Annotated in this window: 22 protein-coding genes; 13 read left to right on the forward strand and 9 right to left on the reverse strand. The window is 43.3% G+C overall.

The window, feature by feature from the left end; translation table 11 throughout:
• Positions 1–3: 3 nt before the first annotated feature.
• The 3 genes from FKX85_RS01915 to FKX85_RS01925 all read right to left on the reverse strand — a co-directional run bounded on the left by FKX85_RS01915 (position 4) and on the right by FKX85_RS01925 (position 2,689).
• Positions 4–867, reverse strand: a complete 864-nt coding sequence (locus FKX85_RS01915) for a toprim domain-containing protein (protein ID WP_141613130.1) — start codon at positions 865–867, stop codon at positions 4–6.
• A 215-nt stretch (positions 868–1,082) separates the two neighbouring features.
• Positions 1,083–2,297, reverse strand: a complete 1,215-nt coding sequence (locus FKX85_RS01920) for a VapE domain-containing protein (RefSeq protein WP_141613131.1) — start codon at positions 2,295–2,297, stop codon at positions 1,083–1,085.
• Between the two features lie 110 nt (positions 2,298–2,407).
• On the reverse strand, positions 2,408–2,689 hold the full coding sequence (locus FKX85_RS01925; protein ID WP_141613132.1) for a helix-turn-helix transcriptional regulator: 282 nt from the start codon (positions 2,687–2,689) through the stop codon (positions 2,408–2,410).
• A 342-nt stretch (positions 2,690–3,031) separates the two neighbouring features.
• On the opposite strand from FKX85_RS01925, the gene FKX85_RS01930 reads away from it, so the two are divergent.
• Positions 3,032–3,436: a hypothetical protein gene (locus FKX85_RS01930; protein ID WP_141613133.1), complete on the forward strand. Its 405-nt coding sequence runs from the start codon at positions 3,032–3,034 to the stop codon at positions 3,434–3,436.
• On the opposite strand, the gene FKX85_RS01935 is transcribed toward FKX85_RS01930, so the two are convergent.
• Entirely contained in the window at positions 3,433–3,963 is a 531-nt protein-coding gene (locus FKX85_RS01935) for a JAB domain-containing protein (RefSeq protein ID WP_229239733.1), read from the reverse strand. The genes FKX85_RS01930 and FKX85_RS01935 overlap by 4 nt on opposite strands.
• Positions 3,964–4,604: 641 nt before the next feature.
• Here FKX85_RS01935 and FKX85_RS01940 point away from each other — a divergent pair.
• The 7 genes from FKX85_RS01940 to FKX85_RS01965 all read left to right on the forward strand — a co-directional run bounded on the left by FKX85_RS01940 (position 4,605) and on the right by FKX85_RS01965 (position 9,549).
• The gene (locus tag FKX85_RS01940) at positions 4,605–5,759 is read left to right on the forward strand and encodes an SIR2 family protein (RefSeq protein WP_141613134.1); all 1,155 of its coding nucleotides are present in this window, start codon (positions 4,605–4,607) and stop codon (positions 5,757–5,759) included.
• An 806-nt stretch (positions 5,760–6,565) separates the two neighbouring features.
• On the forward strand, positions 6,566–7,030 hold the full coding sequence (locus FKX85_RS01945) for a hypothetical protein (RefSeq protein ID WP_141613135.1): 465 nt from the start codon (positions 6,566–6,568) through the stop codon (positions 7,028–7,030).
• A gap of 132 nt (positions 7,031–7,162) precedes the next feature.
• Entirely contained in the window at positions 7,163–7,306 is a 144-nt protein-coding gene (locus FKX85_RS21370; RefSeq protein WP_168196199.1) for a hypothetical protein, read from the forward strand.
• Between the two features lie 226 nt (positions 7,307–7,532).
• The gene (locus FKX85_RS21705; protein WP_210416896.1) at positions 7,533–7,748 is read left to right on the forward strand and encodes a helix-turn-helix domain-containing protein; all 216 of its coding nucleotides are present in this window, start codon (positions 7,533–7,535) and stop codon (positions 7,746–7,748) included.
• Positions 7,745–8,074 (forward strand): HipA N-terminal domain-containing protein, encoded by a 330-nt coding sequence (locus FKX85_RS01955; protein ID WP_141613136.1) that lies wholly within the window; start codon positions 7,745–7,747, stop codon positions 8,072–8,074. The genes FKX85_RS21705 and FKX85_RS01955 overlap by 4 nt, the downstream gene beginning before the upstream one ends.
• A complete protein-coding gene (locus FKX85_RS01960) occupies positions 8,071–9,090 on the forward strand; it encodes a type II toxin-antitoxin system HipA family toxin (RefSeq protein WP_141613137.1) in 1,020 nt (339 codons plus the stop codon). Before FKX85_RS01955 ends, FKX85_RS01960 begins: the two co-directional genes overlap by 4 nt.
• Positions 9,091–9,132: 42 nt before the next feature.
• Complete coding sequence (locus FKX85_RS01965; protein WP_141613138.1) at positions 9,133–9,549, forward strand: hypothetical protein; 417 nt, start codon at positions 9,133–9,135, stop codon at positions 9,547–9,549.
• A 267-nt stretch (positions 9,550–9,816) separates the two neighbouring features.
• Here FKX85_RS01965 and FKX85_RS01970 read toward each other — a convergent pair whose 3' ends face one another.
• The 4 genes from FKX85_RS01970 to FKX85_RS01985 all read right to left on the reverse strand — a co-directional run bounded on the left by FKX85_RS01970 (position 9,817) and on the right by FKX85_RS01985 (position 17,002).
• Complete coding sequence (locus FKX85_RS01970) at positions 9,817–11,562, reverse strand: RagB/SusD family nutrient uptake outer membrane protein (RefSeq protein ID WP_141613139.1); 1,746 nt, start codon at positions 11,560–11,562, stop codon at positions 9,817–9,819.
• 45 nt (positions 11,563–11,607) lie between these two features.
• Positions 11,608–14,694, reverse strand: coding sequence for a SusC/RagA family TonB-linked outer membrane protein (locus FKX85_RS01975; protein ID WP_141613140.1), 3,087 nt, complete (start codon positions 14,692–14,694; stop codon positions 11,608–11,610).
• A 506-nt stretch (positions 14,695–15,200) separates the two neighbouring features.
• Complete coding sequence (fabF, locus tag FKX85_RS01980) at positions 15,201–16,445, reverse strand: beta-ketoacyl-ACP synthase II (protein ID WP_141613141.1); 1,245 nt, start codon at positions 16,443–16,445, stop codon at positions 15,201–15,203.
• A complete protein-coding gene (locus tag FKX85_RS01985; protein ID WP_141613142.1) occupies positions 16,442–17,002 on the reverse strand; it encodes a TetR/AcrR family transcriptional regulator in 561 nt (186 codons plus the stop codon). Before FKX85_RS01985 ends, fabF begins: the two co-directional genes overlap by 4 nt.
• 238 nt (positions 17,003–17,240) lie before the next feature.
• Here FKX85_RS01985 and FKX85_RS01990 point away from each other — a divergent pair, with 238 nt between their 5' ends.
• From FKX85_RS01990 to FKX85_RS02010, 5 genes are all read left to right on the forward strand, one after another.
• A complete protein-coding gene (locus FKX85_RS01990) occupies positions 17,241–18,101 on the forward strand; it encodes an alpha/beta fold hydrolase (RefSeq protein ID WP_141613143.1) in 861 nt (286 codons plus the stop codon).
• A gap of 241 nt (positions 18,102–18,342) precedes the next feature.
• Positions 18,343–18,789, forward strand: coding sequence for a VOC family protein (locus FKX85_RS01995; protein WP_141613144.1), 447 nt, complete (start codon positions 18,343–18,345; stop codon positions 18,787–18,789).
• A gap of 125 nt (positions 18,790–18,914) precedes the next feature.
• Positions 18,915–19,946: an aldo/keto reductase gene (locus FKX85_RS02000; protein WP_141613145.1), complete on the forward strand. Its 1,032-nt coding sequence runs from the start codon at positions 18,915–18,917 to the stop codon at positions 19,944–19,946.
• A 38-nt stretch (positions 19,947–19,984) separates the two neighbouring features.
• Positions 19,985–20,365, forward strand: coding sequence for a DoxX family membrane protein (locus FKX85_RS02005; RefSeq protein WP_141613146.1), 381 nt, complete (start codon positions 19,985–19,987; stop codon positions 20,363–20,365).
• 319 nt (positions 20,366–20,684) lie between these two features.
• Positions 20,685–21,344, forward strand: a complete 660-nt coding sequence (locus FKX85_RS02010; protein WP_141613147.1) for a metallophosphoesterase family protein — start codon at positions 20,685–20,687, stop codon at positions 21,342–21,344.
• Here FKX85_RS02010 and FKX85_RS02015 read toward each other — a convergent pair.
• Positions 21,316–22,863 carry a Ppx/GppA phosphatase family protein gene (locus tag FKX85_RS02015; protein WP_141613148.1) on the reverse strand — a complete coding sequence of 516 codons (1,548 nt, stop codon included), beginning with the start codon at positions 22,861–22,863 and terminating at the stop codon, positions 21,316–21,318. The two genes, FKX85_RS02010 and FKX85_RS02015, sit on opposite strands and share 29 nt — an antisense overlap.
• Positions 22,864–22,884: the final 21 nt, after the last annotated feature.

Below are 22,884 nucleotides of genomic sequence, written 5' to 3' on the forward strand. Positions count from 1 at the left end.
TTGCTACCTTCGCACGCCAACGCTTTTTGACTTTCGGTGGTAATCGTTTAGATCCTTATACCCTAAATATTTACCTGATTGGTCAATGCATTGACTGAAGTCTTTAAGCAATCTTTTTGTCCACACCTTGCCCTGTATATCATTGTCCAGGTAAAGGTTTACCCGTGGAAAATCTACTATAATCTTTCTTGCCGCATCCATGTTGGACAGGGAATTCAGCACCAGAAAGTCATCGGGTTCGACATCTTTTTGATTGCGCTCATAGAAGCTGAGCAGGTCAAAAATCCCTTCGAACATATGGAGGGTTTTGCCTTCCCCTGGATAGTAGCTGATGCCCTGCCCACTGCTGCCTTTCCAATAGGCATTCCGGATGGCCCAGCCGTTCTCGTTTTTGTTTCCAATCCCGAAATACTTTTTGTCCCCAATGGAATAATACACCTCCATACAAAACCTGGATGCCGTCTCGGTGCTGACCTTCCGATGAAGAAGGTAGTCCATTAAGGCCGGGTTACTTCCAATGGCTTTGACCGATCGGATTTCTATTTTATGCTCACGCTCCTTTTCGAAGGATACCTGTGGGTGAAAAGAAAAAGAGTTACCAGTAATATCTTCGATGTAATGAAGGGCATCGGAAACGGACAAGCCTGGTTTCAATTTCATGACCAGGTCAAGGACCTTTCCCCCATAATTGTTGTCCCCAAAATCAATCCATAGGTTCTTGGAGGCACTGACCTTAAAGGAAGGTGTGTTTTCTTTCCTGTAGGGTGAATGATAGAAATAACTGTCCCCGGAAACCTTTGAGGGCCTGATGCCAAGCTTTTCCAGAAAAGCAATAATGGACAGCTCGCTTGCTTGTTTGATGTTCATGGTAAGGTTGTTAAATGGTGAAAATGTAAAATATGTCTACTACAACTACTACATACTACAAATCGCTCCCTAATGAATATTGGAAGGTGTTTTTAGGGAAGTTTGTAGTGTAGTACCTTTTTTCTGGTGCTACTACAGGCTACTACAAGTAGCTGTGTAGTAAGCTGTAGTAGTTTTCTCTTTCAACCGCCCACTACACTTAAACCACTGTATATCTAATGGTTATAACCTTTGTAGTAGGTAGTACCCTGATTTTCTACTTTGACATAATACCCCTTTCTGGGATAGGCAGAGGAATGGTGGCCACGCTTGGAGCACTGCTCAAAGCCCAATCTTTTAAGCGCCTTTCCGACCTCCTGTATGCTGATCCTGACCTTTCCATCTTCAAGACCGGTCAACATGGTGACAATATCCGATGCGGTCATAAATGGATCTTCCTTGGTCCCAGGAACCAGGTATTTCTGGACCAGCTCAAACTCCACGGTAAGGGAACTGAAAAAGACATTGGCTCTTTCATTCTCCTCTATTTCTTCCCTAGTCATTTCAAACCGATAACCGGAATGCAGGAGCTGATAGGCCTGGGACCAGACAATGTTGATGTTAATGTCCTTTTTGTAGTCCCAGTCAATTCCCTTAAGGGGAAAGCAGAGCCAGCGGACACTCCCTGTTTCATCGATCAGGAATTCGGCCTTGTTGGTACTGCCCCAGATTGATGCCCTTCTTGGCTCCATCTTGGCCTTGCGATCATAGGGGTGACGAACTTTCACGGTTGACTTGCTCATCAAGGTTTTCTGCGCATTGATCTCTGCCCGGGAGAGGGTGGACAGTTCATCCTGAATAATCCCGAAATTCTGGCAAAGGGCAATTAAACTGTCCTTGTCCACTGAGATATTCTCGGCATAATACTCTCTTAGTTCCGGAGGGACCAAAAAGCGTGTTAGCGTAGTCTTCCCGGTATTCTGTTTGTCCTGGATAAAGATGAACGCCTGCTTGTTGTAATAATCGTCCCGTATACTGCAGGCCACACAACGCACCAGCCATTTCTTGAACTGTACATTAAACCTATCCTGGTCTTCGGCATGGATATAGGAAGCAAAGCGGGCGATATAATCGCCATGCTCTGCCTGGTTCCATAGTTCCTTGTGCTTCTCGAAATAGGCCACAAAGGGATCTGTTGAAGGGATATAGTCCGAACTGAGAAAGGAGGATATTTCACCCTCCGAAGTCCGGTAACCTCCTGCCCTGGCTTCTATGTAGAGTGTATTGGGATTGACCGGATGGTAAGGGTTGGTTTCTTTCTCACTGGCAAACACCTCGTTCAGTACAACGTTATTGATGAAATCATACTTGGACATAAGATACTTGATCATTCGTACCGTGGAAGAATTCGAGCCGCCGTCAAGGTCTTTGACTTTTTTATGGGTTCTCATAATTCTGCACTTAATCATTTGAAAATAAAGGCAGAAACAGTACTTTTATAATGAACAATAGGAAATACTGTTTCTGACAAAAGACTATGCAGGCTTTGACCGGCCTGCTTTTATTTTTTCAGGCCGTTCTTTTGCCTACCAGCATTCATTACTTCCGACTTCTTGAAATAAACCCTGGTATTAAAGACATGCTCCTTTAGAAAACCTTCTTTTCGCCAATTGTTGATCGTCGTGCGTGACCTCCCCAGTAGTTTCATCACCTCTGGGATTTGGATAAGTTCATCCTCTGGCTCTTGCGCAGGTAAAGGAGAGGAAAGCCTGGTTGCAACTGCATCAGCGATTTCGTCTACCAGTACTTCCTTGTCAATTTGTGTTAAGATTACATCATTCATGGCATAACTGTTTGATTATGCCCCAAACTTGTCAAAACTATCTTTCGGGTAGTTAATCCGGGTATACCCAAGTTTTCAAAAAAAGTTAGATTCTCACCAAAGGACTAGAAAATCTTCAGAATGACAACCTATTTCCGCATAAATCAATACAATTATTGAAATACAACCTTTTTGCCTACAGAATATTTCGGTATCTTTACCATTACTATACTGTTTTGAAAATTGATAAAGAAAAAACCCACTAGCTAATTTGGAGAATGAGCTCCTCGTTTTCACCAAAACTGCAAACTTCACTTTTTAAGAGGTATTTTAACAAGTTGGTGAAACCAAACAATAGTACATATGAAAAAAATATATTTAACATTTTTATTTGCTCTCACATCTGTAATAGTTTGTGCTCAATCGGCTATAACAAAAAACCAAACAGAAAACAACCAACAGCCAGCCGAAAACTCAGTTTATCAACTCTTTCCCACGCAAAACATTTGGACGTTTTTAAAGCTGAATACAAGGAATGGTAATATTTGGCAAGTTCATTTTAGTATAAGTGAAGACGGCTCACAAGGAGAGTTGCCTGTAAATACATTATCTCTTGTCAGTGAAGAAAGACAGGTTAATGGGAGGTTTACATTATACCCCACAGAAAATATTTACAATTTTTTATTACTGGATCAAATTGATGGGCAAATTTATCAGGTACAATGGTCTACCGAGGAAGATAAAAGAGGTCTAGTTGATGTATTCTAATACCTTATTATTTTTAAAAACAAATATGAGGGAACAAATACAATAGGAAGGGCCTTTATAGCCCTCCCTTCATCAGCATAGGAATAATAGGATTCACTTGTGACGATTATATGATCTAGAACCGGCAATTCCATCAATTTACCTAGGTTGACCATTCGTTCAGTTAAGTTGTTATCGGTATTGCTTGGAAATCGGTTTCCTGAAGGATGGTTGTGAGCCAAAATCATTCCTGAGCTATTCGATTTTACCGCAGCTGCAAAAATGATTTTTGGATCTGCAACAGTTCCAGAGGTCCCACCTGTTGAGACATCAACGACTCCAAGAACTCTGTTAGAACGGTTAAGCAACATCACTTTAAACTGTTCTACGAACTGCAGTTTTGACTCATCCCAGTTTTCTAAAAGCACGTCATAGGCTTCTTTGGAAGAGGTGATTTTAAGAACCTCAAAAAGTTTGACATGAGGTTGGTAACTAAGGACGATTTCGGCTACTTTGTTGGGAACGATTTTTCTGTTTTGGGTATCCATAACATTTCAATTTAAGGTTAGAAATTAATTTGGATACCATCCCAGCTTGAGGGCAATCAAGGCCAAGTGGCAACGGAATAAATGAAGGCTAAGCGGGCAGCCCTGTGTTTATGCCGAACGCTCTTGGCACGCTACAGCAGCCCGAAAGCTAACTTTGTATCTGATTAATGAATTAAATTAACACTGAACATATTTCGAAATTATTCCAAAAGCTATTAGCTTCAATTGTTAATTAGATACAGTAAATTCCATCCTCCTTTCTAATTAATAAAATATCAATCTATATTTTACTTAATGGCAATAATTAATATATTTGATTTGGCAATTCCCACTTTTTAACAAATAACACTACTCTCACTATGCAATCACACACTCACCGCGCGATGGCCATGGCGTATCTTAAGCGTTCATTCGGCCGGATTACACTCAAAGACATAGATAAACCATTGATTTCTCACCACTCATTAGCTAAAAACACCTTGTTTATGGTATTTTTTGATATCTGGGGATGGAGTAGTTTTAGGGAATGTTCGTTTGTAAGCGGCTGTAAACCTTCATTGTAGTTTGCGAACGGTTAAGATAAAAGAAATAGAAGCAATAGAGGTGCTGAATACAAGTGTTGTGCAATATTTGAATAAACCATGAATATAGAATCAGAATACTATAGCAACCTTAGCAAGATAATAGCTTCGGCAAAGTTTAACCTACCTGAGAATTACCTTGAAAAGCTCCGTGAGTCTTTACAATCATTGCAGACAATTGACTTTGATAATATTTTAAAGAATTTACCCGCCACAAGTAAATCAACGTCCTCGACTGCAATAAAAAAACTGAAGCAGGCTCATGAAGCAGAAAATTTAAATCTTGTATTAGGTGCAGGGATTTCTAGGCCCTATGGTTTGCCAACTTGGGATTTTCTATTACAAAAATTACTTCTTAAAACAATAGAAGAAACACCAGAAAAAGCCGTAGTTCTCTCCAAAGTCTTTTCTAAAGTTTTTAACCCAAGTCCATTAATAGCAGGAAGATACCTTCAGGGGTCTCTATTTAATTCTAAAGACAAGAATAAATTCGAAAAGGAAGTAAGAAAAACATTATATGAGTCTTTTGATAAAAATGCAGCTTCTCCAATAATGGACGAAATCGTAAAGCTGTGCGCCGCACCAGGAAATAGCCGGAACCTTGATGGAATAATAACCTATAACTATGATGATATTATAGAAACAAAAATCAAGGAAAAGAAAATGGACATACCATTTCAGTCAGTTTACGGTCAAGCGGTTGATCCAGATAACAGAGCTTTAGCGATATATCATGTACATGGTTTTTTACCACAAGAAGGAGAAATCAATGAATTAAACAATATTACACTTGGTGAATATGTCTATCATGAGCAGTACAGCAATATCTACAGTTGGAACAACATTGTACAGATAAATAAATTTAGGGATAAAACTTGCTTATTCATTGGAACATCTTTATCCGACCCAAATATTAGACGTCTACTCGACATAGCCAACTCTCAAAAAAAAGGAAGAAAATTCCATTATATAATAAAAAAGAAATCATCGAAAGTTTGGGTCCGAGAAAGACTTAAGCAAATTCTCGATGATAACCCACAAATATTCAACGAAAAGGTCAAAGCAAAACTTGACTTTGATGAAACAGTTAGCCTTCTGATTGAAATTCAAAATAGATTTGAAGAGAAAGACTCTGAATCGCTTGGAGTCAAAACTGTGTGGATTGATGATTATGATAAGGATATAGCAAATATTTTAAGGAAAATAAGAGAATAAAAAGATTGCAATCGAGTAGCTCGACCTGAGCCAATTGGCTCAGGTTAAGGCTCTCACACCACCGTAGGTACGGGTCTCGTATACGGCGGTTCGTAAAGCATAGGAATGTCGCTCTTTACACCACCCCCCCTTTCCGCTACTTCTAAGATAAGGCTACACAAAGGCTCCTTATCGAATTTTCACTTCACAATACATTCGGCCCTTCATCAACCCGTGAGAACTCTTCGGTTTTACGAAGCTCAAGTCCTGTTGACTACTATGGTCTCTGCTGACTTCTTGTAACCACCTTATAAAGTACATGTTTCATAGTGAGTTTTGACCACCTAGCTTTGTGGAAAAACAAGAAGATATGAACCTACAAGAAGAAATGCCCCAAGGTTTTCATGTATAAAAATATTATTTTCGATTGAAACCTGAGCCAGGGCCCAGTTTTTCATGCCACAGTTTTCTGTGAGGACGATCAGTTTTTCAGGACTTTCAGATAATTCTGCTGAAACTGTGATAAAGATAAGTGCGAATTTAACTTCTGCGGAATTTGCTGACCTTCTCAGTACTATTAGGTCCTATCCGCCAACATATAATCTAAATTCATACAATTGCACAGATTTTGCAATCAAATGTTTTAGTAAATCAAATACACAACTTCTAGATACACACGGGACTTGGCCTGGAGGAGGGGGGAGTAACCCTGGCGACCTTGGAGAGGATATCAGGGATATGACATCTAATTCAGATTATACTGTTATGACATCAAGCGGAACATCCAATTCAAATTCAGGCGATTGTGATTAAAAAAACTTAAAATCATGAAAAAAATATTTGTTTTCTTTATATATTTGTCTTTTTCCAATTTTCAGGTAATGGCACAAAATGAAATTGGCAATAACATCATCGATCGATTTATTTCCTCTATCGAAAAAGATAAAATCTCTCTTGGTGAATTGAAGGCTGATGGAATCATACGTCTATCAGAAAGTAATGAAGATTCCGTCCAAAAGTTTGACCAAGAATATGCACAACCAGTTTTTGAAGCTATCAGAAATAACCTTGAAATATGTAATAATTCTAAAGAAAATATTGAAATTCTTTCACTTAAGGAGGCTAAGGCAAGAAAGAAATATTTTCCTGAATTAATTTCTACCCCAGATGGAGATGTGTATTTATTATATTGTAAGGAAGAACTTATTGCACCTTTCTTAGTACAGGAAGGTAAAATCTCTTCATTTTCTACATTAAATAAAAGTGGAAAGGAAATATTTCTACTATTATAGAACCTAGAAAGTGTACTTGAATAAATCAAAAATATTTCAATCCAGATAAGTGCCCAGTAAAATTGGCCTTATTTGAGGGTAGGCTCTACTATCGGATACGATCTTAAATGGCATAACATAAAATGTACTGCCATGAAAAAGAAAAAATCTAAAGTGATCGTAGTGGACAAATACGAAAAACACACTGAGATCGGAAACATGTATTCTTCACGCTGGAGAAAAAAACACCAGGAAAGAGGGCCTTTCAGTATTGGAGAAATTCTAGGCTACTGGTGATGTGCATTAAGGCCTCAGATTCTCTTGTTTTTGTAACCATGATTATTTTCTAATAGAGTGTCTCAAACGACATCCATTAAAATACCCCTTATTTTCACATTATACTATGAAAAATACTAGCCTATCCCTCAACAAGAATAGGATAATCATTAATTTTCACACTATAATGTGATTTGTTTTGATTCACAATCGATTTATTGCTAATTTCATCAAAAATCACATTATAATGACAATTAATGAGATAGGCAATAGTATTAGGGAGCGTCGCAAAATGTTGGGCATAACACAATCAGACCTTGCGGAAATGGCCCAAATCAGCATCAACACTCTCTACAAAATCGAAAGAGGTGAGGCAAACCCATCGATAAGGGTCTTGAACAAAATTGCCAATATCCTGGGGTTGGAAATTTCCATTAATGTCAAAAAATTAACTGATCAATGAAAAGGGCCAAGGTATTAAGAAACGGAGAATTGGTAGGCTGGCTGACCAAGGAAGGCCCTGAAAAGTATACTTTTTCATATGACCAGACCTGGTTTGATGATCCGCAAAAACCTGCGCTTAGTCTTACTTTGCCCAAAAGCCAAAAAGATTATCGATCAGAGCACCTATTTCCTTTCTTTTTCAATATGCTTTCAGAAGGCGTAAACTTAAAGCTCCAGGCCCGTCAATACCAAATTGATGAATCCGATTATTTTGGACTTTTATTGCTCACCGCTGACAAAGAGACCATTGGCCCCATCACTATCCACCCCATAAATGAACCATGATTAAGATTACCAACTGCCCTGGCACACTAGCACCCGATCACGAGACTTATAGTACCCGTTGTATTAGGCATATGTTTGAAGGTAAAAAAACAAGCCACTTTTTACCTTACCAGAGCCATCAGTCCAATAATGACCAGGAAATGGCAGCATTGATGGATAACCGGAAACGGATATCCATTTCCGGAGTCCAGGAAAAATTATCTGTAATTTGGGATAAAGGAGTAATCCGCTTGACCAAAGCAGGTGAACAGGGCACTTATATCCTTAAACCAATCCCTAGGGATTTGGAACGGGTGGGACAGGTCCCTGCAAATGAGCACCTGACCATGCAGATCGCCAAGCAAGTATATGGATTGACAACCGCTGAAAACGCCTTGATATTCTTTCAAAATGGAGAACCCGCTTATCTCACCAAAAGGTTTGATGTATTGAAAAACGGAAAAAAATTAGGGATCGAGGATTTTGCCACACTAGCCGGTAAAACAAAGGAAACCGATGGTGATGAATTTAAATACAATTACAGCTATGAGGGTATTGCAGACCTCATTAAACAATATGCCACTGCTGCTCCCATAGTTTTGGAAAACTTCTATAAATTGGTATTGTTCAATTTCCTGTTTTCCAATGGAGATGCCCACCTAAAAAACTTCAGCCTTTTGGAAACCCCTGCAGGAGATTACCAATTGAGTCCCGCCTATGACCTTACAAATTCCCAGCTCCATGTAAAAGATCCGGAACTCGCACTAAAAGACGGTCTTTTCAAAAACGATTATGAGACCGAAAGCTACAAGGCCAATGCATTTTACGCCTATGACGACTTCTATGAATTTGGTATAAGAATAGGGCTATTAGAATCACGAACTTCGAAAATCTTGTCGAACTACATCGCCGAGCAAACCGAAGTTAAAACATTAATTTACAGGAGTTTTCTCAATGAGGAAGCCCAAAAGATATATATGCAGACGTACCAACAGCGGCTGAGGTCGTTGAATTACTCCTTTAATACGAAATTGTAGCGTAAACGAGAAATTCTCCCTCTTAATTAAAAGAAGAACAAAATGAACAAATTTTCATTTATACTTTTATTATTCCTGTTTGCTGGATGCAATGCAGATGCCCCCGAACCAATCCAAACTATGGATGGTATTAAAAAAGAAATAATAGGAGAATGGAACTGGGAAGAAACGATCGTTCAGCACAGAGGCCAAGACCCAGTCGTCAAAACACCTGAGAGTGAAGGAAAAACCAAAACCCATATCTTCAACGAAGAAGGCAGGTTGATCATCTTAGAAAATGGAGTCGTTTTACAAGAATCAAACTATATTGTTGTTTCCTCCCCTTCTCAAAATCTTCCAGAATTTAAGTTGAATATTTCAGAGCCAGCTGGATCTTTAAACATTACAATCTCCAATAACAAGTTAACCTTATCCACCGGATTAGGAACCAGCAGTAGTTTTACCGGAAAGCTAAACTAGGCTAAATGGTCATTACCTACGGCACTGTTAGGATACTGCATTCACTTTCCATTACCAAGCTAGTGCTCCTATCGGAGCATCACTGCGGCACCTTCTGTCCGCTAAAATAGTGAAGCGGATGTCTTAGTTAATTCCGCCAGGCATTAAACCCGCATGCATCAGAAAATCTACGGCGGGTTTAATCGGTATGTATAAAATATAGCGCAACCAAAAAAAAGCCGGTGAGTCATCCTCACCGGCTTTACTGTTAAAAGGTTTATAGGTTAATTAGTAACCAGCATTTTGCTCCAAGAAGCCTGGCTCACTGGAAGCGCCGTCCATGGCTTTTTGGGGAATGGGGAAAAGTCGTTTGTGCACGTCCGCATCGTTTTTCTCTGTCCAGCTGTCCTCGTACTTGCCATAGCGGATTTGGTAGTTTCTTCTGTGGCCTTCCCAGTACAGCTCAAAGCCACTCTCCCTGAACAGGATGTCCAGGTCAATGTCATCGAAGGGAGCAGGGGTCTGCGCAGGACGTGCATCTCTGGATGTCCTCAGTGTGTTCACATCGGCCAGGGCACCAGCATTGTCGCCTTTTCTCAGCTTGGCCTCGGCACGCATCAGGTAGATTTCTCCCAGTCGGATCAGTACCAAGTCCACACTACTGTTGCTACAGCAGTTGGGAGCCGTATGGCTAAACTGATACTTGGAAAACCGGTAGCCCGCATTGTGCAAGCTTCCCTCGGTGGTAAAGTCCACTTTGAGCGTATGATCTACATAGCGAATGTCTGCACCGCTGCTTCTTCTGTTTATCACAGGATAGATCCTTACAGTACCATCCTCGCAGGTCATGATATTACCACTCTCATCCTTTCTGGGTCCCCAGATGATATTGCGGAGGATTCCCCTGTCCACTTCAAACTCGGTGGCCTCCACGCAGTAGTAGTGATCTGCGTCATTGTTGGGATTAACCCCGGTAAGGTCCCTAAGGTCTTCAGGGATAACCGTATTTTCCTTAAAAAAACGTGCATCGGCATCTGCGGGATCCACATCACCATAAGCATCCACCCAGGACTGATAGAAATCGGGGGTTGCTGCCACAGCATCGGTTCCCCGGGTATTGGGAAATTCAGGTCGTGGAATTTGATCACCGGACATGGACCAGTAGGCCCATCGACTATGCTCTGTCTGAAGTACACCCCTTTGATCAAGTGAAAATATAACCTCTGGGCTGGCATCATTATCATCACTGAATAGGTCAAAATACTCTGCGGACAAGGCATATGGTCCATCAATGATATTACTTGTATACTCGATCACCTTATCCATGTCCTCTTGACGGAAGTCAGGTGTGCCATACGGATCGCGATACACCGCTGCATTCAGATACAACCGCGCCAGCAATGCTTCCACGGCATATTTGTTCAATCTACCGGGTCCTTTGTCACTATTGATCACATCGACCACTGACAACAATTCCCCTTCCAGGTACTCGACGGCTGCTTCACCCCTGAGGATCTCGGAAAGGTCATTGGAATATTCTTTCCTGAAAACCAATCCCCAGTTGTCCAGCGCGAGCATGTTGAGGTAAGCTTTCATGGCGATCATCTCATACAGTGCATCTTGTGCAGCCGAATTGCCATTTTCCACCTCAAGGCGTAGTCTTTCTTCTGCCAATACCGCTCTGGAAAGCGTCTGTGTAATATACGTCCAAGCGTCCCCTACCAAGCCGTTTGTAGGGGTCATCAAGTGCTGGTGAACGGCAATAAACTTACCGCCATCAAACCAATCCGTACCTCCACGGTAAGGGAGTATTCCCTCATCAGAAGCGACCTCCTGAAGACCAAAATTAACAGTATGCATCCATACCTGACGAAGCAGGCCGTATACCGGCGCGATAGATCCGCTGACCACCTCGGCCTGACCTGTACCGGTCAAGGACTCATCCAGTACCTCTTCTTCTAACGTCGTACAACTTAGAAATGCAAATATCAATGCAACGATCAGAAGTGTCTTGTTAAACATGCTATTTTTCATTTGATTAAAATTTTCTCTATGATTCGATAATCATCAATTTTCTTTTTAGAAGGTCAAATTCAGGTTGATCGAATAAGTCCTTGCTCTCGGATAGGTAAACCGGTCGATCCCGAAAGTCTGAATACCTCCGGCCGTGGAGCCCGTGTTTACCTCTGGGTCAAATCCAGTATAATCCGTAATCACAAACAGGTTTTGGCCTGTCACCGAAATCCGGATATTTTGGAAGGCATCACCCAAACCAATCATTGCTGAGTTCAGGTTATAGCCCAACGTGGCATTGTTCAGCCTGAAGTAGGAGCCATTCTCCAAGAAACGGGTGGATACCGTATTGGAATTATTAAAGGACTCTTCTGGGTATTGTGTCGCGAAATCCGTCGTGTTATTGGACCTGGCCAGTTGAGCCTTGGTAAAGAGTGACATGGTCGTGTGATTATACACTTTACTTCCTGCAGAACCATTAAAGTTCAGGCCTAAGTCAAATGACTTATAGTTGAAGTTCATGTGTGCACCATAGATCACTTTGGGGATAGCACTTCCGACCACCGTACGATCATTGTCCAGCACTTCGCCATCGCCATTGGTATCCTTAAATCTATTGACCCCATCTTCTGTAATACCATCAAACTCCAACATATAAAACGCCCCGATAGGCTCACCGTTGATATAGCCGTTAATGGTCGCGCCCGTTTGGCCGGCTCCCTGTGCAGCTCCTGTAGTCAATACCGAATAAGGGGAATCCTTTACCTCATTCTGAATGAACGTAACATTACCGCCGATCGAATAAGAGAAGTCACCGCGCTCTACACTTGCATAATCCAGGGCCAGCTCAATCCCACTGTTGTGGATTTTCATGTTTTCGATATTGTCCCAATAAGTAGAAGTGGGCTCTACAGGATCAGCAGGCACGACTTCCAGCAGGATATTTGAAGACACTTTCTTAAAGTAGTCCAAGGTACCGGTCAAGCGATGGTCAAAGAAGGCAAAATCAATCCCGAAATCGATTTGGGTGGACACTTCCCACTGCAGGTCAGGATTGGCCAATCTGGTGAAGACGATACCATAAGGATACCCGTCCAATGACGTGGCGTCGGTATCGATGGGGTAGGTATTGAGACTGCCCGATCCTTCTGACAACCTATCTTCGGAATAACTTGCTTTCGTAATTTTCGAAGGAATTTCCTGATTTCCGGTTTGTCCCCAGCTGGCACGCAGCTTCAGGTTATCGAAAACAGAATTGCTCATGAAATCCTCCTTGGTGATATTCCAGCCCAGGGCAAAAGAAGGGAAATAGCCATATTTGTTGTTCTCTCCAAACTTGGAAGATCCATCAGCCCGGAAGGTGCCGGTAAACAAATATTTGTCGTCAAAGGTGTAATTCACCCTCGCAAAAAACGATTGCAGTTCATTCTTAACAGCAGAGGAACTCACCGTAGTAGGATATTCACTGGTACTGTTATGGTCTTGATACCGAGGTTCTATATTATTATCGGCAAATCCCCTGGCAGAGGTCAACCTGTACTCATCCAAAAAGGTCTGGAAGGAATGCCCCGCCAAAACAGTCAGGTTATGCTGGTAATTATGCCAATTATACGTCAGCGTGTTCTCGACCAGTTTATTGGTGTTCTCGCTTATTCCTTCATCCAATGTACCATCCGATATATTGGACTCATTGATCACAGCCGTATAAGGTCTGTATTGCTGGTATCTATTGGTGCTGGAATAATCCACACCTAAGTTCAACTTATAGGTCAGCCCATCCAGGATCTCAAAAGAAGGCGAGATCGTCGCCAAGATCCGGTTGTTTGCCGCATCGTCGCTGTACAGCTCATACCGCTTCAACGGGTTCAGGGCATTGGTATTGAGCAAAGTGGGCTCACCATCGGTGTAGGTAGGAACCGTGGGGTTTAAGCTCAGCATATCGCTAATGGTAGAACCGATACTTGGCCGCAGGTTTTTGGTGTGGGAAGCCGTCAAGTTATAATCTACGTTCAGCCTCCCGTCAAAAGCCTTCTGGTTCATGTTTAGCTTGCCAGAAAAGCGCTCCAATTCACTGTTCTTCAGGATTCCTTCCTGATCTTGATAACCCACTGAAGCGAAGTAGGAAAATTTACTGGAGTTGGATCCACTCATCGAGAAATTGATGTTTTTCGATAAGGCCACTTGAGTCAATTCATCCTGCCAGTCCGTATTCCCCCCATAATCTTCCAAATCTCCTCCCGCAGCAACGACCTGCTCACGGAATTCATCAGCACCAAAAACATCTATTTTATTGGCCATCGAAGACCAGGCGGTGGAAGCGGACAAGTTCATCTGGGTCGCACCGGATTTTCCTTTTTTGGTGGTAATTACTACTACCCCATTGGAAGCTCTCGATCCATAAAGTGCCGTCGCACTGGCATCCTTCAGCACCTCGATACTTTCGATATCACTCGGATTTAGGAAGTTAAGCGGATTAGAGGCAATTCCCGTATCGGAATTGTCCAACAAAAAACCATCCAGCACGTAAAGCGGCTGTGTTCCAGAACGCAAACTACCAATCCCCCTGATAATGACATTTTGGGCGGCTCCAGGCTCCCCACTGGTGGAAGTAATGTTCACACCGGCCATTTTGCCTTGCAATAGATCCACTGGGTTAGAGATCACCCCTTTATTAAAATCTCCAGCTTTGACAGAACCAATGGCACCGGTAATGTCTGACCGCTTCTGGGTTCCATAACCCACGACAACCATTTCATCGAGTTGGGCAGCATCAGAAGCCAACTGAATGGTAAACGAAGTCTGGCCATTTACGGGCACCTCTTGCGCAACAAAGCCCACAAAGGAAACCTGAAGCACAGCACCTTCTTCTACTTCAATGGAAAATTCACCATCAACATCGGTAACCGTACCATTGGTGGTGCCTTTGACGCGAATGGTAGCACCCGGTAACGGGACTCCCTGATCATCCGTAACGGTGCCTGAGATTACTTTTTTCACTGAAACTAAATCCGAAAATGAGTCGTTACTCTTTAGGAGAACATCATTTCCAGCACCTTTGGCGATTAGGCCATGGGGGACAGTACTTGCCCCTGCCCATAAAGCCAGACATGCCGAGGCATAAATGGCTTTAGAAAATCGTAATTTTGAAATCATAAAATTTAAGTGTTGGATACCTGAAAATTTTCAATGCTTATTTTTGAGAGCCTGTTGGAGCAGGCTCTTTTTAAATCCGAACACAAAAGTAAATGATATATCGCCCTATGCGGTTAAGGATTCTTTAGCCTTATATTAATTATCCATGGACAAAAATTAATCTAACCAGCAATTGGTCATTCTTACTTAATTTGACTGCAAAATCGATTTATTAACTTGATTCCTTAAGGATCCACTTTCTTACCAGTCCAAAAAAGATCCGCTTCTCTGAATAGCTATATTTTACACTGAATACATAGAAAAACAAGGGTGTTACCGGAACCCCTTGGTCCACCATTGGTGCTTAAACAGTTTATATTTAGTCAGAGACTCAATTTATTTATGTACCGGGTGCTGAGATCCGGCAACACCTACACAAAGGGCCCTGTCCCCGCACATGGGGTAAAAAAATGAACACACATTGAGCTCCCTTTGCGCCGTATATGAGTAAAATATTTTATGCCCTACTACGCCTCATACTCCTTAAAAATAGCAGTGGCAATATGTCCTCCAAAACCAAAGGTATTGCTCATCGCGTACTGGACGGGCCGGTTCTGTGCCGTGCCCAAGGTCAGGTCAAAGCCCCTTTGACAAGCCGGATCCACCTCGACCGTATTGATAGTTGGCGGAATGACGTCATCCTGGATCGCCTTGATGCAGGCAATGGCCTCTATTGCCCCTGCTGCGCCCAGCAAATGACCGGTCATGGACTTGGTCGCACTGATATTGAGTTTACTGTCTCGACCAAAAACCCGCTCAATGGCCTTTAATTCACTGACATCACCCAAGGGAGTCGATGTCGCATGAACGTTAATATAATCGATCTTTTCGGGGCCTATGCCCGCTTCTTCCATTGCCGCTAACATGCCCAGATAGGCACCTTCTCCCTCAGGGTGTGTACCCGTCAGGTGATAAGCATCTGCCGCCATGCCGCCCCCCACTACTTCAGCGATGATTGTGGCACCGCGTCTTTTGGCACATTCCAGCTCTTCCAAGATCAGTGCTCCCGCACCTTCCCCCATCACAAATCCGTCCCTACTGACATCAAAAGGCCGGGAGGCTGTTGCTGGATTTTCATTATTGGTGGACAGGGCTTTTGCCGAACCGAAGCCACCAATGGCACTTTCAGTAATAGCAGCTTCTGACCCTCCCGTGATGATCATATCTGCCTTGTTCCACTTGATATGGTTAAAGGCATCAATGATCGCCGTATTGGAGGTGGCACAAGCAGACACGGTCGCAAAGTTTACTCCCCGCAACCCATATTTGATGGAAATCACCCCTGAGGCTATATCCACAATCATTTTCGGGATAAAGTACGGATTGAACCTGGGTGTGCCATCTCCTCGAACGTACTCCGCCACTTGCTGGTGAAAGGTATCTATTCCCCCATTCCCGGATCCCCAGATCACCCCGATGCGGTTCTTATCCAGTTGATCAAATTCAACCTTCCCATTCTCTATTGCTTCGGCTACCGCCACCAGGGCATATTGGGTAAACAAGTCATACTTCCTGGCTTCAGCTCTTGGGATATGGTCCTGCGGATTAAAGTCTTTTAGCTCACACGCAAATTTTGTCTTGAACTTTGAGGTATCGAATTTGGTAATGGGTGCCGCACCGCTTTCCCCCTCCTTCAGTGATTGCCAGAAATCTGCCACATTATTTCCGGTGGGCGTCAAAGCTCCCATTCCTGTAATTACTACTCTTCTCATGGTTTTCTATTGATTAAATCATTGATAATAGTCGCTTTGGCCTGCCTGAAATTATGGTAAAATGTAACCCTGGACAGCTGCTCTGCTCCAAGAATACTCGTAATGACCATTTGGGCCTTGCTTTTAGGATCTGAGGTATAGTTAAACGCCCCTTGCTCCTTCCCTTCTTTTAATGTCTCCATCAGCCACTGCAATGTACCATCGGTCAACACCTTAAGCTCGAGCTGTATGGCTTCATCTAACGTGAGGTAATCACTGGCCAAAGCGCCCAGAATACTTATTTTCCCATCAGATCTGGCCGTTGTGTAGGTAGTTAAAAACAACCTGACTTTTTCCAGGGGATCTTCTTCAGCCACCCGTCGCTTGAATTTCAAAAGAAGGCGACTGTGCTTTTGGATCACCGCTATGATCAGTGCCGTCTTGGTGGCAAAGTGATAGTGGATGGAGGCATTCTTTATATGAAGTGCTTTCGATATATCCCCGAAACTAAAGGCATTGCACCCCTTCGTCCTGATGAGTTCATCGGCAAGCTGTATGATCCTCTCCTTTGTATTCATGCCGCAATATACCTACCTACTAGTAGGTAAACAAATTTAAACACATTTTTTCTCAACACGCACATTCTGCCAAATCCAATTTTATCCAACAGGATGGAGGAAATGATAGGACACTACTCCGCATCTTTTCCCTACAATACAGGAAATCCCCCCCTCAAACCGTCGCAATAGCACCTTACTTTAATCGATAGAGTTGTCGAAATTTGGGATATAAACTTCCGACAAAAAGATCACAACCATGGATATGAAAACGTCATTGCTAACACTAATGCTTATTTTCAATCTAGCAATCAGCTCAGTAGCACAGACAAACAACGCCTCAAAAACTGGCTATGCCCCCGTAAACGGCCTTAAAATGTACTATGAAATCCATGGGGAAGGCCGGCCATTAGTGCTTGTCCATGGAAGTTTTATGACCATTCCTGCCAATTACGGCCAGCTTATTCCCGAACTCGCCAAAACCCACAAAGTCATCGCCCTAGAACTGCAAGGTCATGGGCGCTCAGCTGACATTGACCGCCCTTTTTCGTATGAAAATTTTGCAGACGATGTGGCTGGGCTCTTGGAATATCTAGAAATCGAAAAGGCCGATTTTATCGGGTATAGTCTTGGAGGAACCATCACGCTCCAGACTGCCATCGCCCATCCAGAAAAAGTAGGAAAGATCATTTTCATCTCTTCTGCTTTCAAGGACACCGGCTGGTCCTCGGATATCCAACAGTCCATCGCAAATTTGACAGTGGGGCAGTTTGAGGGGACTCCCATCCAGACGATATACGAGGAAGTAGCCACAGATCCGGGCAATTGGCGTGACTTTATGTCCAAGATGATCGCTTTCGAAAAGCAGCCCTATGATCTTGGTCTATCAAATATCAAAGCAATCCCCGGTCCGGTATTGATAATAAAAGGCGATTATGACGGTGTGGACATGACACACACCATGGAGCTATTTGAGGCTTTTGGAGGGGGAGGCACAGGCATGATGGAACCCTTGTCACCGTCCGGCTTTGCGGTCATCCCCAGCACAACCCACATCACACTAATGGAAAAAACGGAAGATCTCCTTGACTTCATCCAACCTTTCTTAGCGGTAGATTAAACACTTGGATCAAATTATATTGTTCTATAAGATTATGGTGGGTAAATATCAAAATGTGTATTGGAACGAGCCACTAGACTTCAAGGCATTTGGATAAACTCAACCCAGTCAATTTAGAAAAAAACAAAACCCTTTGCGTCTTCAAGTCTTGGTGGCAGACAAAATAAGGAAACTAAGGCACCGAGCCTTTTTGGACAATCACAATTCATTCTTAAAATTCACACTTTAAACATTAAACACTATGGCAGCAGTAAGCACTTATTTAAATTTTGATAGAGACACTGAAGCGGCATTTCTCTTTTACAAGTCCGTATTTGGAGGCGAGTTTTTCGGTGATGGCTTTATGCGTATGGGCGATGTACCACCGCAAGAAGGCATGCCTCCCCTCGCCGATGAAGACAAAGCTCTCGTGATGCACGTGGAACTAAAAATCCTTGGTGTCCACAACCTCATGGGAACGGATTCTCCTGAAAGTATGGGCTTCAGGCTGAACAAAGGAAACAATGTCAGCATCAACCTACAGCCCGACACCCGAAAGGAAACCAAACGGCTCTTTGACGCCCTTTCAGAAGGAGGAAACGTGACGATGGAACTCCAAGAAATGTTTTGGGGAGACTATTTCGGAAGCTGCTTTGATAAATTTGGCGTCCAATGGATGTTTAACTGCGGCGAAAAACCATCCTCGTAAGAAAGAAAGTTAAACCCTGCATGTTGGAACAGGAACATTATGGAATTTGTTACCGATCGTAAGAATCAAATCGATTTCTAATTTATCATGACATTTTCATAATTTTCACTTAATTTCATTGAATCATGAAATACAACTACGTAGGCAACACAGGGCTACTGGTTTCTGAACTTTGCTTTGGCACCATGACGTTTGGTGGCCAAGATGCTGGAATGTGGACCCAGATCGGGCAGCTACAGCAAAAGCAGGTCAACCAAATGCTTCAGGCGGTCATCGATGCGGGGATCAACTTTATCGATACCGCCAATGTGTATTCTTTTGGCCAATCGGAGCAGTTACTGGGCCAAGGCTTAAGGGATCTTAACATCCCCAGGGACGAAGTGGTCATCGCCACCAAAGTAATGGGCAAGATGAGCGAGCATCCCAACAGTGCAGGCCTCTCCCGCTACCATATATTCAACTCCGTCGAGGCCAGTCTCAAACGCCTTCAGGTTAATTTTATAGACATTCTTTACGTTCATGGTGTAGATCCGGCCACCGATGTAGAAGAAATAGTACGCTCACTGAATGACATCATTGATAGCGGCAAGGTCCGCTATGTGGCCATCTGTAATTGGCCTGCATGGATGGTGGCACAGGCCCAGACCATCGCGCAGTATAGTGGCTGGCACAAGTTTATTGGCCTCCAATATCATTATTCGGCCGCGACCAGGGACATTGAACACGAACTGGTACCCGTGGCAGAGGCACATCAGTTGGCCATTTTCCCTTGGAGCCCGCTGTCCGGAGGTTTTCTTACTGGGAAGTTTACCAGGGAAGGCAGCAAATCGGATAATGCCAGAAGGGCTAATTTTGACTTTCCTCCCATCGATAAGGAAAAAGCCTTTCACTTGGTGGATACAATGGCAGAAATCGGTAAGTCCCATGGGGCAAGCATCGCACAAGTGGCATTGGCCTGGGTCAGGCAGCAACCGGGCATTACCAGCACCATCATAGGCGCCAAAACACAAGAGCAATTAACATCCAATATTCAGTCTGTCGATCTTACATTGAGCAAGGAAGACTTATCAAAAATAGAGGGAATCAGCCCGCTCCAATCCCTCTATCCAGGATGGATGGTCGAGCACCAAAGTGAATACCGAAGGCCTATAAAATGAGCATACTTAAATCCATCAATAACTCAAAATAAACCACTATGAGACACAAAATCCTAAACGTCGTCGCTATTCTGTTTGCTCTGCTCATGGTCAATTCCGGCCTGGACAAATTCTTCCATTACATGCCCATGCCCGAAAACTTACCAGAAGAGATTATGGAAGTCATGGGTGCAATGATGCAGATAGGCTGGCTATTTCCCTTGATTGGTATTGGAGAAGTAGTCGGCGGGGTGCTTTTTGCCATCCCAAAATTCAGGGCACTGGGTGCTATCATGCTCTTCCCGATCATCATCGGCATCAATTTACACCACGGCATGTATGCCCCAGAAGGAATGGTCATCGCACTTATCGTCCTGGCCATTGATCTTTGGGCCATTGGCGAAAACTGGCACAAGTACCTTCCAATGGTAAAGAGCTAGTTTTAACATTAGCCCTGCCTATCATTAATATAAAAAAGCCATTGCCATTCCGGTTTTAGTCGGAATAGCAATGGCGTTTTTGGTAATTAATATGGCCACACCCCTTAAATACCGCAATTGATCACCAGTAATTAACGGATAGCTCCGGCATTAGCTACTTCCTGTCATTTTCTAACATTATTTCACCAAAAAATATTTCCCTCAGAAGATATTAGCCCTATCATGAATTGTTTAAGTTAAGGTTTCCGAAGCCTTGCGCAAAAAGACAATATCACGGATCAATTTAACTTACGCCAACTTTTATACTAAACTATAAACTATGCAGCTCTTTATCATTGGAGACGTTCATGGATGCTATCACACCTTCCAGCTGCTGCTGGAGCGCTGGAACCCAGCAAAGGAAAGGCTTATCCAGGTCGGTGACCTGATCGACCGGGGAAATTATTCAGCAGAAGTACTCCAGCTAGCACAACGTTTACAAGAAAAGCACCAGGAAAATGCGGTTTTTCTTCGAGGAAACCACGAACAAATGATGATTGACCATATCGAAAACGGAAAAACAGGAGGCAGCTGGCTTTTCAATGGTGGAGAAAAGACCCTACATCAGTTCAAGGCAAAGGATATCCCCGTCGAAAGCATGCTCCACTGGCTCAGAAATACCCCTCTCAAATGGGAAAGTCCAAGTCTACTGGTAACACACGCCGGAATTGGCAAAAACATCCCAAATCCTTACGATGTCCATGACCCTGACGGCATCCTATGGAACAGAAAGAAACTCAAAAAACTGCCTAAACTCCAAGTGATCGGCCACACTCCGCAGCAAGACGGACAAGCCAGCTTTACCACTGCCAGCCAGCATTGGAATGTGGACACAGGAGCATATAGGGGCATTTGTCTGACAGGCCTTAAGCTTCAGGAAAACGGGAATTACATGGAGGAAATCAATATCCCTACTGATGAACGGGATGTTCAGACGTAACCAGGATTTTCCTGTCCAACGCATCTTCCAACACGAAGCAGTTGCGCAGTGCCTCCCAAATTTCCAGGTCAGGATTTTCTTCACCGTGCACGGTGATACGTATTTTCTTGTCACTGATATCACAGCGCAGTCCTTCCACCCATTGGTTTTTGGTCTTGTCCAAGCCAATGGCTATTCGGAGAATTCCGGCGACCACATGGATCATTTTACGTTGTGCCTTCGAAAGCTTTTTATAGCGTTTGTGCTTCTTTCGGGGGCCTGATTTTCGATGGTAGCGGACGATCACCCCGAGCAGGGTAATCTCTTCATTTGTAAATCCCCTTAAGCGGCTATGTTCGATGATGTAACGGGAATGCTTATGATATTTAGGATAACCAATAAAATGGCCAACCTCAAAGACAAAACTGGCAAAATCCAATAGATCCCGACCATATTCTTCAAGCTCATGTAGGGACTTTAGCTGATCAAAAAGTGTCAGGGCGAGGTACGAAATATGTTTCTTTTGCTCCACGTCACTTTTATACTTCAGCGCCAAGTTCATCACACTCCGGAACCGAAGATTCTCTTCTGGATAGAGCATAGAAGGGCTTTTGCCCATGCCATTAAGATAGCCCAAGATCAAACCCTCCCGAAGAGAGGCATCGCACAAAGTAATCTCAGAAGCCTTGGCCATCTGTAGCAATCGAACCAGCAGTAAACTCCCCAAATGAATGGCATCCACCCTATTGGCGCTGATGCCAGGAACCTTTTCACGCTTCTTTGGTGGCATTGACAATAGCTTCTCTGACAGCTTTTCCAGCTCCTCAGTGGTGACCACTTCGGCGTTTACTGTAGCCAGGGAAGTCCCTTTGCCTGCAAGATGGGCCGCCTCGCCCAACGTCCTGATGGTGCCAGAGGTACCGATTACCCTGGTAAACCCCGCCTCCACGGCCTTTTTCATGATTTCCTCAGCAGCCAGATTGATATGATGGGTCAATTCCTCAATATCATTTTTCTCCAAGGTATCTTTCCCGCCAGCCATATCAAGCAGTCGCAACACTCCTAACTTGATGCTTTTCTTGAAGAATATCTCCTCCTGATCTCCTACCGTAGCTTCCGTGGAACCTCCACCAATATCCAACACCAGCACTTTCTCATCCCCAAAGGCAATCGCCCTTCTTACAGCCAAAAAAATCAAACGAGCCTCTTCGTTACCACTAATCACCTTTGGGGTCAGCCCGGTCTCTTCTGCCAAACGTCCCAGAAATTCTCCCCCATTCTTGGCCTCACGTGTGGCACTGGTAGCAGCTGTAATGATGTCGTCCACGCCATATTGGTCGGCCAGCTGAACGTATCGCTTGATCACTTCGATGCCACGGTCAAAAGCCTCTTGGGAAAGTCGATTGGTAGCAAAAACGCCCACACCCAATTTGACCATCTCTTTTTCATCGATCAACACATTGATGTTTTGCCGCTTTGTTACTTCCGCAATGACCAAATGAATGGAATTGGTACCGATGTCTATTGCTGCTAATTTCATGGAATGGTTATTGGGTTATTG

The organism is Echinicola soli, assembly GCF_006575665.1.
Lineage (GTDB): Bacteria > Bacteroidota > Bacteroidia > Cytophagales > Cyclobacteriaceae > Echinicola > Echinicola soli.

What these genes read in the sequence shown, in the direction of transcription:
- FKX85_RS01940 (WP_141613134.1), top strand. Translation starts at nt 4,605, where the DNA reads ATGAATATAGAATCAGAATACTATAGCAACCTTAGCAAGATAATAGCT.
- fabF (WP_141613141.1), bottom strand. Translation starts at nt 16,445, where the DNA reads ATGAGAAGAGTAGTAATTACAGGAATGGGAGCTTTGACGCCCACCGGA.
- FKX85_RS01965 (WP_141613138.1), top strand. Translation starts at nt 9,133, where the DNA reads ATGAACAAATTTTCATTTATACTTTTATTATTCCTGTTTGCTGGATGC.
- FKX85_RS21705 (WP_210416896.1), top strand. Translation starts at nt 7,533, where the DNA reads ATGACAATTAATGAGATAGGCAATAGTATTAGGGAGCGTCGCAAAATG.
- FKX85_RS02015 (WP_141613148.1), bottom strand. Translation starts at nt 22,863, where the DNA reads ATGAAATTAGCAGCAATAGACATCGGTACCAATTCCATTCATTTGGTC.
- FKX85_RS01985 (WP_141613142.1), bottom strand. Translation starts at nt 17,002, where the DNA reads ATGAATACAAAGGAGAGGATCATACAGCTTGCCGATGAACTCATCAGG.
- FKX85_RS02010 (WP_141613147.1), top strand. Translation starts at nt 20,685, where the DNA reads ATGCAGCTCTTTATCATTGGAGACGTTCATGGATGCTATCACACCTTC.
- FKX85_RS01935 (WP_229239733.1), bottom strand. Translation starts at nt 3,963, where the DNA reads ATGGATACCCAAAACAGAAAAATCGTTCCCAACAAAGTAGCCGAAATC.
- FKX85_RS01975 (WP_141613140.1), bottom strand. Translation starts at nt 14,694, where the DNA reads ATGATTTCAAAATTACGATTTTCTAAAGCCATTTATGCCTCGGCATGT.
- FKX85_RS01925 (WP_141613132.1), bottom strand. Translation starts at nt 2,689, where the DNA reads ATGAATGATGTAATCTTAACACAAATTGACAAGGAAGTACTGGTAGAC.
- FKX85_RS01955 (WP_141613136.1), top strand. Translation starts at nt 7,745, where the DNA reads ATGAAAAGGGCCAAGGTATTAAGAAACGGAGAATTGGTAGGCTGGCTG.
- FKX85_RS01920 (WP_141613131.1), bottom strand. Translation starts at nt 2,297, where the DNA reads ATGAGAACCCATAAAAAAGTCAAAGACCTTGACGGCGGCTCGAATTCT.
- FKX85_RS01960 (WP_141613137.1), top strand. Translation starts at nt 8,071, where the DNA reads ATGATTAAGATTACCAACTGCCCTGGCACACTAGCACCCGATCACGAG.
- FKX85_RS21370 (WP_168196199.1), top strand. Translation starts at nt 7,163, where the DNA reads ATGAAAAAGAAAAAATCTAAAGTGATCGTAGTGGACAAATACGAAAAA.
- FKX85_RS02005 (WP_141613146.1), top strand. Translation starts at nt 19,985, where the DNA reads ATGAGACACAAAATCCTAAACGTCGTCGCTATTCTGTTTGCTCTGCTC.
- FKX85_RS01990 (WP_141613143.1), top strand. Translation starts at nt 17,241, where the DNA reads ATGGATATGAAAACGTCATTGCTAACACTAATGCTTATTTTCAATCTA.
- FKX85_RS01945 (WP_141613135.1), top strand. Translation starts at nt 6,566, where the DNA reads ATGAAAAAAATATTTGTTTTCTTTATATATTTGTCTTTTTCCAATTTT.
- FKX85_RS01915 (WP_141613130.1), bottom strand. Translation starts at nt 867, where the DNA reads ATGAACATCAAACAAGCAAGCGAGCTGTCCATTATTGCTTTTCTGGAA.
- FKX85_RS02000 (WP_141613145.1), top strand. Translation starts at nt 18,915, where the DNA reads ATGAAATACAACTACGTAGGCAACACAGGGCTACTGGTTTCTGAACTT.
- FKX85_RS01995 (WP_141613144.1), top strand. Translation starts at nt 18,343, where the DNA reads ATGGCAGCAGTAAGCACTTATTTAAATTTTGATAGAGACACTGAAGCG.
- FKX85_RS01970 (WP_141613139.1), bottom strand. Translation starts at nt 11,562, where the DNA reads ATGAAAAATAGCATGTTTAACAAGACACTTCTGATCGTTGCATTGATA.
- FKX85_RS01930 (WP_141613133.1), top strand. Translation starts at nt 3,032, where the DNA reads ATGAAAAAAATATATTTAACATTTTTATTTGCTCTCACATCTGTAATA.